Origin of the sequence: Psychrobacter sp. Ps2 (genome assembly GCF_022129405.1) — a bacterium.
In the GTDB taxonomy this organism is placed as follows: Bacteria; Pseudomonadota; Gammaproteobacteria; order Pseudomonadales; family Moraxellaceae; genus Psychrobacter.
This window is the reverse complement of record NZ_JADQAM010000054.1, coordinates 26,743-38,959: the sequence shown is the minus strand read 5'-3', so window position 1 is coordinate 38,959 and position 12,217 is coordinate 26,743. Positions and strand designations below refer to the sequence as shown.

Sequence of the window (12,217 nt, the reverse complement as noted above, 5' to 3'; positions counted from 1 at the left end):
ACTATGATAGTCTTACTGAGTCAGACAAAGCTGCCTGACTCAAGCAATCCACTCTCCGATATAGTCGGGGCGGTTCAGATAGGGTAGTGACACGATTACTATTAGCAAATTGATGAACTTCTGGTTCAGCACCTAAGTGTCCGATAATGATTACTTTATTAATGCCTCTCATGGCTGTCCCCTGATTACAATTGAATGATGTAACTTACTTTGCAGTAGCTGTATAGGCTGTGTTTAGCTACTAGTCCATTCCATCATGAGCATTCGCTGTGTAGAGGTATATTCGTTCCAGCTTGCCTGTGTAACACGGTACATATGATAAGTCATCTCCCAACACTCATCATGACAGTTTTCAGCAAAGTCCATTTCTTGACGTAATATGTGAAAGCCTGCCTGTGCTTGTAGATACTTCGGACAGGTAGCGAGTAAGAAGTTCTTACCAGTACTGGACTGCATTTGCTTTGCTAGATTTGGTAGAGCGCTCTGCACTGTCTCTATATCTATGATATTAGATAATAGGTGAAAGGTTTCTCGGCATTCACTATCCAATTGCAGTACTGCATCATCCAGAGTGCACTGCTGGCAATGAATAGACACTTGCATGCCATAGACATCTGCTAATCGTTCAATCAGGCGCTTAGCAATGTCTAAGCTAACTTTTGAGGGTTCGATTAGATGCACTTCAAGTGTGCTTTGTTGAGCAACGCCTTTCTGTGCTAAATAATCTATAAATGCTAAGGTTGCTACGCCTTGACCACAGCCATAATCTATCACGCGCAGGTGCTCTGGCACATCACTGGTGACGTCGATTGTTTCGGCTAATAGATGTTGCATACTTTGGTGATGCTGCCAGCCATAAGCAACGATATAAAATATGGCTTCTTTTTCAGAGATGAGCGCATTCGTCGCTCTATTAGTACGGTTAGAAAAAGCGCTATAGCTTAGGTTTTGAGCAGGATTTTGATGAAAGTAGCTGACCATATTCTGATAATAATCAGAAAAGCCGCCTGTCATAGACTCGCTAGCAGTATCAATCTGAAGCTGAAGTGGTGTTGGCATAATGGTAATCCTCAAGGCGGTTATCTGATGTCTTGAGGCTATTATTAACTTCTTTAGGTGGTATTTAATAAATCGACAAGCTTGCGAGTACGCATCTAGTCAGCACAAAAAAGCCGCCTATCAGTGATAGGCGGCTTTTTTATATTGATTTTACGACTGTTCAGACTGGTATAGCCAGTTTGACAGAATTTGCGAAAATGCAAATTCTCTTGCACTCGGACGAAAATCTCTGAGAACTCCACTGATCCTTCAGAAAATTCTATTTAAAGAATTTTCTCTTGCGAAGCTAAAATTCCAGTGGAATTTCTTAACGCTTCTCACCTTAGAAATCAGGGAGCGTTTCAGACAGCACACCGCACGTTCAAATAGACAGGCTATGCATCTTAATCCCTTAGAAATCAGGGAGCGTTTCAGACTCCAGAAGAACACCTTCGTGGTATCACAGCTGCCGTCTTAATCCCTTAGAAATCAGGGAGCGTTTCAGACTTCCAAGCACAAGACTGTGGTAAAGATTTAATGTCTTAATCCCTTAGAAATCAGGGAGCGTTTCAGACTGTACAACCATTTTTATTGTCAATAAAATCAATAACTTATGTTTCATATTTTAATCGACAAAAGTTGGCTTAAAAGTTGGTGTTTTTTTAACCAATTTTTTACCATAAATTGTATAAATAATAACCGATTATACGTCCAAAACGTTAAATAGTAGCCCATATCTTCGTCAGATAAAGTCTGAATACGCCCCTAATCGCTTAGGGTGTGAGTGTTTAAACCTCAGCGTACTATAGTAATAGATGTATAAGGTGAGTGCAAGATAAGAAATATGACTGTACTGCTCGTATGCTCATTAAGCTATAAAACAAGTCACAAGCTTGTTATTCACTGGCTTTCAATCATTAGTTGCTATGCTACCTCTCATAGTCTGGATGATAAGTAGGGTACGTGATGAATTTTTTTGGTAGATCGTTACAGGCAGGTGATCATTTGGTGACTGAGCGTTTGGGCTACACGCATCATGGTATATATTTGGGACGGAATAAAGTCATACATTACTCTGGACTTGCCAATGGTCTACGTGCTGGTCCCGTTGAGGTTACAAGTTTGAATAACTTCTCTCAAGGCAAACGTACCTACGTGCAATCGCATCAGAGTCGGGTGTTTTGTCATAAGCAGACCATCAAGCGTGCTCGTAGCCGTTTGACCGAAGACAAGTACAATCTGCTGACCAACAACTGTGAGCATTTTATCAATTGGTGCATCTATGGCAAAGCGCGCAGCGAGCAAGTCTCCCATGCAGCGATATATCTTGTGACGCGTAGTATGCTAGGCGGTACGAGCGGCATTGGAGGCATTCATATGGTAACCAGTAGCATCCTTCGACTATCTAAAGGGATATTATAATTGTAGCAAGGAGTAGCGCATAATTACGCCTATTATCATGTTTCCTTAAATAACTGTTTAAAGCGGTCCTTTAATGAAGCATGTAACCGCGTAGGATCTTTCATGATTTGGCGTATTTCATTCTTAAAATAACTGCTGACAATCGTGTCTTTTAAAACTAAACAATTAATGCAAAGCCGCGTGCAACTCTAATATCGTTATATGCTCACCGTCTCTAGTCATAAAAAGCCGGTGATGGGCATCTAGATCACACTCTAATATTCCTTTATCTCGATACTGATTGGCTTGTAATGCTTTGACGTCCAGTGATTTGAGCATCTGCTTATAACCGCCCTCGGCATACACTGCCAACGCATCGATACGCTTATTGATTATCTCTATTAAACTGGCGTCTGCTTTTTTAATCGTATCCAAAAAGCTGGGAGAATAGATAACTAAATCAGAAGGACTGGGCAATACTTGCTGTTGATATAGTTTCGGCATCGTATCTAACCAAATCAGCTCACCCCATTCTGATAACATCGTGCTGCTGTCGATATCAAAAAGCCAAATATCAGGAATAGTACTAGATTGAGCTTGAGAGATACTCATACCATTTGCCAGTCGCCTAAATGCAGTCAAATTCTCAGTGATAATTTGTGTAGCATCGAGACGATAGGGCAATTGAGGAATATATAGCAGCTCTGTACTGCCCTCAAACAGATAATAAGTCTGGTTAGCATAGACGGTGGCAAGCGCCTGTAAAAAGCCGTTGATACCTTTGAAGCCACCAGTGAGGTTAAAGTTAATCTGATAACCGCCATTTCGGTAGCCTGTTACTGACTCTACGATTCGCTTGGTTAAGGCGGACAATGCCTGACGAAACTCAATAAGATTGGCTGTTCTGAGCCCTGATTCTGATAATATCTGAGTATGGTAGCCATGTGAGCCTAGCCATTCCTGAATAATCTCGGCAGTCGTCTTACCCAGTATTGTATCTGTAGCAATTATCCAATATTCATTCTGTAGCTGGCTGTTGGCTACTGGATTTTCCTCTTGCCATGCTAACAGTCCATTTAGCTCAGCACTCAGTCGGCGTATTTCTTGCTCATTTGAGGCTAAGAATTGTTTTTCTTTCTCTTTAAAATGACTTTTTAATATGGCAGCATCGCTACTACTTATATCAGTCCAATTCACAGCATTGGCACAGCGATTGATAATAGAGCGTAACTCTGAGTCTATGCCGTTGGTGATAAGACTAGTGCCACAAGTCATGAGCGTTAAAGTAGGTTGGATGTCTTTTTTATTCATAAGTGAACCTGTTAGGGGTTTCAATGGCTAAGAGCTGATAGTAAGTAATGATCAATGGCAGTATGACTGGCTACAATTGTTATCGCTATATTATTGCAGTCATTATCGAAAATAGACATGTGCAAAAGCAAAAATCCACCCTTCATAGGTGGATTTTTGCTTATTGTACATCTATCTAAGTCACGATTGGCAGTCTATAAAAATGCAATCTAAAAAGTTTTGATCTAGCGTTTCATCATAGTCTCGTAAGAAAAAATCTATGATTTTCTATTCAGACTGTTATAGCTCGTCTTCAAAAAATCCTATCTGCTATTTTAACGGCTGCGCGAGCATAGCTCTTGCCTTGCGCTTCGGGTAAGTGTCTCCCAGACACTTACTGATCCTTCAAAAAATCCTATTTAAAGGATTTTTACTTGCGAGACTAAAATTCCAATGGAATTTCTTAACGTCTCTCACCTTAGAAATCAGGGATGAGGAGGGCAGCAGCAAAGGACTGCTTTGCCCCGACGCAAGAGAAAATCTGAGATTTTCTGTTCAGACCTTTGTAGCCAGTTTGGCAGAATTTGCGAAAATACAAATTCTCTTGCACTCGATTGAGGCAGTGTTTCGTTGTTTCCTCAGAAAATTCCATTTAAGGAATTTTCTCTTGCAAGACTAAAATTGGCATGCAATTTTTGACGTCTCTCACCTTAGAAATCAGGGAGCGTTTCAGACGAAGTAGCTACACGTATTATGCCAACCACCGTAGGTCTTAATCCCTTAGAAATCAGGGAGCGTTTCAGACGTTCAAAAAGGAAGCAAGTCTACAGTTGAATTTGTCTTAATCCCTTAGAAATCAGGGAGCGTTTCAGACTTGGGGAACATATACTAAGTGAGGAGGAAGGAAGTCTTAATCCCTTAGAAATCAGGGAGCGTTTCAGACGCAAAATGCGCTGATTCTCGTTCAATCTATGTGTCTTAATCCCTTAGAAATCAGGGAGCGTTTCAGACTGTACAATCATTTTTATTATCAATAAAATCAATAGCTTATATATAATGTTTTAATCGACAAAAGTTGGCTTAAAAGTTGGTGTTTTTTTAACCAATTTTTTACCATAAATTGTATAAATAATAACCGATTATACGTCCAAAACGTTAAATAGTAGCCCATATCTTCGTCAGATAAAGTCTGAATACGCCCCTAATCGCTTAGGGTGTGAATAATGATAGCTCACTATATTATAGTAATAGATGTCTGCACCAAGTGCAAGACAAGAAGTGCCACTGAGACAAGCGATAGAAAATCGATTGCTAATGTGCTATTAGAACGCTGTTTTATAGATAGCGGCTGGCTAGTGATTGCTATAGTGTGATCTCTCCTATATCACTAAACATCATAATATCCTCACAACGTTTGCCAATCACAAAGGCATTTTCTAACGGTTCGACCTCGTATATACGTACATCATCGTCATTTTTATGGATAATCTTTTGTATAGCCGTGATAAAGCGATCCATCGCTTGACATGTCATCGACCCATAATATACCGAATACTGTAACTGTAAAAACTGATTGCTAACCAGCCGCTGCAAGCGTTGAAGTCTCTTTTTCTCACTGATGTCATAAGCAATGATAAAGCATATCTTTTTCATAACAGTGGCAACCTATGGGTAAGCGTTAGCATTTACCAGCATATCCAGTCAGATATCGGTGTCTTGTTAAAGAGACGGATGCGAGGACTCAGGATGATGACTGACAAAGGATAGAGACGGCGGCATCGTTTTATCAGAATGATAACGCTGTATACGGTTTTGCCATAGCCAAGCGTGGCTTAAGGCGTGTTTACTCAGGATAGGACGAATAGCAGAGAACGCCTTATAGAATTTACTGCGTCCAGACTTTAATAGCTCACATGGATAGCTGCTATCGTCAGATATACCAGAATCACCAGACAGGCTAAAATCTTCTAAGACTAAAATGTCTTGATCGAATAATGTCCACACCCAAAAATCTACGGTGCTACGTTGTAACTCGACAAAGTCACAAGCCAAAGATTGCCTACCATAGCTTGGGCTATGTAGCACACCATAATAAGGATCAAACCCAACACTATATATGGCTTGCTGATATAGATGCTGTAGTAGGGTATAAGACAAGGATAAAACCACATTGACAGGGTCTTTGGGTGGTCTTCTATTACGAGCGCAAAACCGCAAATCATTCGCAAAAAATTGCTGATAGCATTTAAAATAAATGGCAGAGCCAATGCCTTCTGTACCAAGTAAGCTTGCGATTTGATACTGAGGAGTATGGTCGGTATAGACTCTTGAGGGGTGAGTGGGCGGCACAGCTGCGGTCGGATAATACTTACGGAACTTATCTCGCAAGCTTTTGAGCTTCTGTACCGCTTCATCTATCTCTGCAAGCTGTGATTCTGTGATAGCAGCGCGAGTGCACTGATCTGTGCTGTCTGATGTCTGAGTAATCGCTGCTATGTAATGCTGCTTTAATTGGTTCAGTACACTTGCTTGTTGGTGCAGTTTGAGCCTGACCAATACCGATGCCCAGTAGCTCCTCGATGGTACTTGTTGAATGACATCGTATTGCTGTATTCGGCGCTCTATAGCAGCATGCCAACTCCCCAACAAAAAACAAGCCTCACCAGTTCGACCAGTAGGTAGCACACATAGGCTCACGTTGTTTTCAGATAGCCGAGTCAGTAGACTACTGCTCAAGTCTACTTGGGTGGTGATGGTTAGGCTCTGTATCTGGGAGAGAGGAATACTTAATGGCTTACCGAAGCTTAGGTGTTGAATGATGAGTAGGTTCCGCTGCGAGTAGATCTGACTGCCTTTTTTGTCGATGACTATATTTTGCATCACAGCCTCCTAAGCAAATGATTACCCAATATAAAAGTGATCTCTCGCGGCATCCGTTGGTTTTGAAGGGTTGTCCTTTGCCACCTGCGACCAGTAGGTATTCATGGTCCTGATAATAAAGAATGCATCGCCTGTCTCGACTTTGGAGACAGCAAACTCGCTTAGTTGTCGCATACTGTCCGCTGATAACAGGCACTCATAGGCAGACTGCTGACCTGTGGCACTATAGCTCTTGATGTTATAGCGTAGCAGTGCTTGGCGCTTCGGCTCGCCGATATCATAGCCTACGAGGTATAATTGCTGTGGCATAGTCTGACATCCATAATGTTATCTGTCTTTTGGACAATACAGTTATTCAATACAACCATACTGGCTTGAATGGCTCTACGTCTGATCGCATACAGATGCGCGTTACGTATGAATTGTACGAAAAGTCAGATTGACACGACCTTCTTTGACCTTTTTTTGTTTGGGCACGCTATGCTGCCAGTGATGCTGCAATGCACCTGCCATCACCAGTATACTGCCGTGCTTGAGCGGTATGTCTAGTTTGATACTATGATCATCACGGCGGCGCAACAAGAACCGTCTACTAGCCCCAAAATTCACTGAAGCAATGAGCGGGTTTGCTCCAAGCTCAGGTTCAGCATCTGTATGCCAGCTGATATGGTCATCGCCTGAGCGATACCAGTTGAGCAGTACGCTGTTGAACTGTCTTTTGCAGATGGGCACGAGCGCTTCTCGCAACTCGACCAGGATATCATTCCATGGTTGGGGCTGTAGAGTGATACCCGAGTAGGTATAGGGCTTATCATTATCACCATACCATGCCGATAGCCGAGGCAAGTCATGAGTTTTGCCAAACATACTCACGCTGTCTTGTTGCCAATGTATGTTTTTGAAGGGCAGCGCACTAATATCACTCTGCTGATGCCAGTCATGAGTGCTATGGTCGATGCCATCGCACGCTAGCAAACTGTCTATGATGCTATCGCTGAGCGCACTATCGAAGTATCGCGGCGCGTAGTAGAGTCTGCCATCTGGTATATCGATCACGATGCCTTTACCATCATCATGAATATGAGCAGGGTAGTCAGACTGCATAAATTTGCCATCAATGATGAAGTCGGTCAATGCAGATACAGAATCGTCTGTCGGTAAGGTGTCAAATAAATCCATAATAACGCTCCTCAAAAATATAATATCAGTCGCACTTGGCACTAATCGTTCTATAAGCTTTTTGACTTCGCATTATGATTAAGCAGCCAAGTCTGTCTTGCCTGCATCATCGAGTGAGTTTTTGAAACACAATCCCATCATCACACCACGAGAGTGAGAGTGCTGCCAATGATTACTGGTCACTGAGTATATCTCACTCTCAACAGAGAAGTCAGTGATGTCTTGTTTGACCGTCACACCGCCTAACGAATGCTTTAGCTGCTGCAAACCCTCGTAGTTGCTTGAGTACTGCGGGCCCACAGCGATAACCATCTGTTTGCCATTGATACTTTGTATATAGGTAGATAGTGCTGGGATAATCTGCTGTACTTTTGGTATATCTAGTACGTTAGAGAATAAGTGCAGCGAGTAGTCAGCCGCCTCAAGCGTGTGACTGTCTGCCGCCAAAAACCCAGCAAGATCTGAATGGTATTGGTGGATAACGACATTGGCAGCGATACGTGATGACATCTTGCTCACCAATAGTACCGCTATATCAAGCGTGGTCTGTGAAGGCTCCACCAGATAAAAATTCAACGTAAAGTTCTCACAGTTGACGTAAGTTTCTAGATAGCTCAGTAGAGCTAAGCTAGCGATAGCTTGTCCGCAGCCATAGTCCACAACATTGATCGTTTTGGTAACGGCCTCTGTACGTATACTTCGCCCCATGATCTGATCAATAACGCTACCGAAGCGGTCAAAATGACTCTTGCCATATAGCGTGGTATAAGTTATCGCTTGCTCAACTGAGCACAGTGGCGTCTTCGCGCGGTTGGTCATCTGCGCAAAGGTTGAATAAGGCAGTGTCTTATAAACTTCTGAGACATAAGCGCCAACCATCGCATTATAATAACGACCAAACCCATGAAGTTGCAATTGATCAGCAGCATAAGCCACTTGCTGTGCAATGTTTTGTGCGGCTTTTTCTGCTGAGTTATGGGTCGTCATCGGTGTCTCTCCACTGGGCGGTTGATGTGCCCATTATGGAAGAGAACAGTAGTGTATAAGCAAAACGACAAGCTTGCGAGAATTTGGCGGTAAACTATCTACCAAAAGCAAAAAACCACCTATCGAGGTGGTTTTCTGTTTTTAATCTTCTGCAAATTACACTGTGGTTTTTTAACACCTGCGCGAGCATAGCTTTGCGCCTTGCGCTTCGGGTAAGTGTCTCCCAGACACTTACTGATCCTTCAAAAAATCCTATTTAAAGGATTTTTACTTGCGAAGCTAAAATTGGCATGCAATTTTTTGACGCTTCTCACCTTAAAAATCAGGGATGAGGAGGGGTATAGCAAAGTACTACTTTGCCCCGACGCAAGAGAAAATCTGAGATTTTCTGTTCAGACTGTTATAGCCAGCTTGATAGAATTTGCGAAAATGCAAATTCTCTTGCGAGACTAAAATTGGCATGCAATTTTTTAACGTTCTGCGCGAGCATAGCTCTTGCCTTGCACTTCGGGTAAGTGTCTCCCAGACACTTACTGATCCTCGCTCACCTTAGAAATCAGGGAGCGGTTCAGACTGTACAATCATTTTTATTATTAATAAAATCAAATACTTACAAGTAAGTATTTAATCAACAAAAGTTGGCATAAAAAGTTGGTGTTTTTTTAACCAATTTTTCACCATAAATTATACAAATAATAACCAATTATACGTCTGAAACGTTAAATAACCACAATAATCTTCGTCAGATTAAGTCCAAAACGCCCTGATACTTTGGGGTCACTAAATAAAAATAGCGACGCTGTTATAGTAAAACAACGACGCTATATTTGCAATGAGGCTAGGCAATATCGATACCGTAATTTTTTAGTTTTGCAACCAACAAAGCTAAACGCTCAACCCATTTTTTATTCTTATCTTTTTTCACACTAGGTTCTTTGATGATAAGATCATAAGCTTCTTTGATTAATAGTTTCTGCTCTTCTGACCAACTCATGACTTTTTCATAAAAAATGAAGACCTCTGGTGTTTGATGATCTTTAAAGTCATCAAGAAAGATCCGTTCGGCAGACTTGCCTTTATTTCTTTGTTGTTCCTGGATACGAGCCACTTCTTCTTCTTTAAAAGCATCATGTTCTTTTTGTAACTTAGAATCTTCAGCTTTATCTACTGCCATGCGACCGTAACCAGTCGCTGTTTTAGCTCCGATGCCCAAATGCTCTAGTGCAATAGCAATAATATTCGCCAGTTGTTTGGTTTCATCATCTGTGACATTAGCGCCTAATCGCGGCATGACTCCAAACTGCATAGAGGAGTTCTCTACTGCTAAAAAGTTAACTGGAATAGGAGCATGCCAGTCTCCGGGTTGAACTTCTGGTAATAAAGGTTGTGTATCTCCTTTTTCATACCACTTACCATAGTGAGGCGTCATAATGGATTGCACTAACATTACAGGCTTGGTGGGGATAGCATCCAAAAATATAAAACTACCAGTTGCTTGTGCATTCAACTCTTCTTTTGTATTTTCATCAATCTCGTAGCCAAAATTAATCTTGAACAAACTTGCTGAATAGTGTTTTGACTGTAATAGGTTTACTGAACCAAACCAACGCTTAATCAGCTTTGGATCAGCACCCCATTTCTCCATCAAGGCTTTTGCCATACCTTTTACAGTACTTCCCTGAAAGTAGGGGACACCAAGAGTGGGATGCCATAGCATTCCGTTATCCAAAGGATGGCTATTACCTAGCCCTACGGCTATTTGCCAAGTATTACTATAGCTAGTAGCGATACCTTGCTGTGCATGACATAGTAAGCGTTGACGCATTGCATGGTTTTTTAATAGACTGGTATTACCACATTGGCGTTGACCTGATTTACCCCAAAATTCTGTAAAGAAGTTTTCTTTTTCTCTAATCTTGGCGGCTTTTTTAGTGTCTATATCAGCAATCAGATCTCCTTGATTATCGAAGATATGATAAGTGTAAAATCGTTCATACCATACGCCTAAGTGTCCATCTGTACTGTTATCTTTAAATACAGACACTGCTTTTTCAGCAGTGTTTTCTTGATTATATATGGGTAGCATGATAGTTAATCCCTTTTATCATCATTATCAGTCAAAAGTGCGCGCGCGAATTTTTTTAACCATAACAAGTAAGCTTGTGCTTCTTGTTGAGCGATTTGATATGTCTGTAAGTCCGAGCGAGTAATAGCCGTTAATGGGGTTAGTGTATTTAAGCCCTCTAATGACTGAAAAATGCCACTATGGTTTTTTAACCAGTCAAATACCGCATTGACCAATGCTGCTCGAGCAGGAAAATTTTTGACATCGCTAAGATAAAAAGCAAATGCATGACCTAAGCCATTCATGTGAATCATAGCTGGTAGTCCTGATACGGCTGATTTAATATCTTTATCTGTCAGGATGATAGGCTTTTCCTGACTCTGAAATAATTCTATTTGTTCTAAAGCGTGCTTGGCTCTAAATTGATCGCGAGACTGAATCATAGAGTATGCTCCTTAAGCTGTCTGAGATGAATTAGTAAAACGAATGGCAAACCAGCCCATCCCCACAGTTTCATTGCCACCGACTTGTAGGTAGCGATTATGGGCAGGTATTATTTTATCAGTTAAAATGCGAGCAACATCAGCAGCGGTTAGCTCTATATTTATTCGTCTTGAAGGAGTACACATAATTAAGCTATACATAATAGTTTCAGGTGGTAGGGTTTCTTCATACCATAGTGCCCTTTTGACTACCGTTTTATTTTCATCTAAAGCGATGTGAGCATTTACAGGCGTACTGTTTTGCGATAAATAAGTGAACATATCATCGTTTACTATTGCCAACTGTTCACGTAACTGTGGTAGCTCAACTCCGATAACCTGATTAATAACTTTAGATATTTGTTCTAATTCAGAGCCATTCACAATAGTTAATGCAAATTCTTCTAAGAATAAGGTTTTTTGTTTACTGTCATTTACAGCCACTTGATCCAGTGTGATCTCAGGTAGTGAAAAGGTGTCTATACTTAAACCGGCACGGTCACAGTCTTTTAAAAAACGTCTTATCAAAGCTGGGCAGGTTACCCATTTAAAATAGCCGTTTAGCGATCTGACTGGCAATAATAAAAGTCGGGCATCACTTATCATACAAGCGCCTGCATGGGCATTACTATCTGCCCCTTGAGTATCAGGACCAAAAACAGCTGACAAAACTTCTTTATCTTCATTGTTTGTTAGGATTTGACTAGCATGATAACGCAGTGCACCCTTAAGGCTAGAGCCAAACACTACAGGATGCTGGGTGTGTCCTTCGCGCTGTATAGGTAGGTCTATAACGCTGAGTGCTTGCCCTGCGCCGGCATGAATGGAGGTCTGTGCGGTCATAGCCATAATCATACTTTGATTGTTCATTTTATACCCTCAAATAACTATTATT

12 protein-coding genes and 1 CRISPR repeat array are annotated in these 12,217 nt (G+C 41.4%); of the genes, 1 reads left to right on the top strand and 11 read right to left on the bottom strand.

The features are described 5' to 3' along the window. Position 1: 1 nt before the first annotated feature. Both I3254_RS08315 and I3254_RS08310 read right to left on the bottom strand, forming a co-directional pair. Complete coding sequence (locus I3254_RS08315; RefSeq protein ID WP_238052491.1) at positions 2 to 172, bottom strand: hypothetical protein; 171 nt, start codon at positions 170 to 172, stop codon at positions 2 to 4. A gap of 62 nt (positions 173 to 234) precedes the next feature. After that, entirely contained in the window at positions 235 to 1,059 is an 825-nt protein-coding gene (locus I3254_RS08310; protein WP_238052490.1) for a class I SAM-dependent methyltransferase, read from the bottom strand. A gap of 945 nt (positions 1,060 to 2,004) precedes the next feature. Between I3254_RS08310 and I3254_RS08305 the strand changes: the two genes are divergently transcribed. Continuing rightward, positions 2,005 to 2,460 carry a lecithin retinol acyltransferase family protein gene (locus tag I3254_RS08305; protein ID WP_238052492.1) on the top strand — a complete coding sequence of 152 codons (456 nt, stop codon included), beginning with the start codon at positions 2,005 to 2,007 and terminating at the stop codon, positions 2,458 to 2,460. 165 nt (positions 2,461 to 2,625) lie between these two features. Here I3254_RS08305 and I3254_RS08300 read toward each other — a convergent pair whose 3' ends face one another. The 9 genes from I3254_RS08300 to cmr4 all read right to left on the bottom strand — a co-directional run bounded on the left by I3254_RS08300 (position 2,626) and on the right by cmr4 (position 12,192). Next, positions 2,626 to 3,750, bottom strand: a complete 1,125-nt coding sequence (locus I3254_RS08300) for a putative CRISPR-associated protein (protein ID WP_238052489.1) — start codon at positions 3,748 to 3,750, stop codon at positions 2,626 to 2,628. Between the two features lie 678 nt (positions 3,751 to 4,428). Continuing rightward, a CRISPR array of direct repeats spans positions 4,429 to 4,740; the repeat unit is 36 nt; unit sequence GTCTTAATCCCTTAGAAATCAGGGAGCGTTTCAGAC. A 351-nt stretch (positions 4,741 to 5,091) separates the two neighbouring features. Continuing rightward, entirely contained in the window at positions 5,092 to 5,382 is a 291-nt protein-coding gene (gene cas2, locus I3254_RS08295; protein WP_238052487.1) for a CRISPR-associated endonuclease Cas2, read from the bottom strand. A gap of 66 nt (positions 5,383 to 5,448) precedes the next feature. Next, entirely contained in the window at positions 5,449 to 6,609 is a 1,161-nt protein-coding gene (cas1, locus tag I3254_RS08290) for a CRISPR-associated endonuclease Cas1 (RefSeq protein WP_238052485.1), read from the bottom strand. Between the two features lie 21 nt (positions 6,610 to 6,630). After that, positions 6,631 to 6,918 (bottom strand): CRISPR-associated endonuclease Cas2, encoded by a 288-nt coding sequence (locus I3254_RS08285; RefSeq protein ID WP_238052481.1) that lies wholly within the window; start codon positions 6,916 to 6,918, stop codon positions 6,631 to 6,633. Between the two features lie 102 nt (positions 6,919 to 7,020). Next, positions 7,021 to 7,788 (bottom strand): alpha-ketoglutarate-dependent dioxygenase AlkB, encoded by a 768-nt coding sequence (locus tag I3254_RS08280; RefSeq protein ID WP_238052479.1) that lies wholly within the window; start codon positions 7,786 to 7,788, stop codon positions 7,021 to 7,023. Between the two features lie 78 nt (positions 7,789 to 7,866). After that, positions 7,867 to 8,775, bottom strand: coding sequence for a hypothetical protein (locus I3254_RS08275; RefSeq protein WP_238052478.1), 909 nt, complete (start codon positions 8,773 to 8,775; stop codon positions 7,867 to 7,869). Positions 8,776 to 9,613: 838 nt separating this feature from the next. After that, the gene (cmr6, locus tag I3254_RS08270) at positions 9,614 to 10,861 is read right to left on the bottom strand and encodes a type III-B CRISPR module RAMP protein Cmr6 (protein ID WP_238052475.1); all 1,248 of its coding nucleotides are present in this window, start codon (positions 10,859 to 10,861) and stop codon (positions 9,614 to 9,616) included. A 5-nt stretch (positions 10,862 to 10,866) separates the two neighbouring features. Further along, positions 10,867 to 11,283, bottom strand: a complete 417-nt coding sequence (cmr5, locus tag I3254_RS08265) for a type III-B CRISPR module-associated protein Cmr5 (RefSeq protein ID WP_238052473.1) — start codon at positions 11,281 to 11,283, stop codon at positions 10,867 to 10,869. Between the two features lie 12 nt (positions 11,284 to 11,295). Beyond that, positions 11,296 to 12,192 carry a type III-B CRISPR module RAMP protein Cmr4 gene (gene cmr4 / locus I3254_RS08260; protein ID WP_238052472.1) on the bottom strand — a complete coding sequence of 299 codons (897 nt, stop codon included), beginning with the start codon at positions 12,190 to 12,192 and terminating at the stop codon, positions 11,296 to 11,298. Positions 12,193 to 12,217 lie beyond the last annotated feature (25 nt).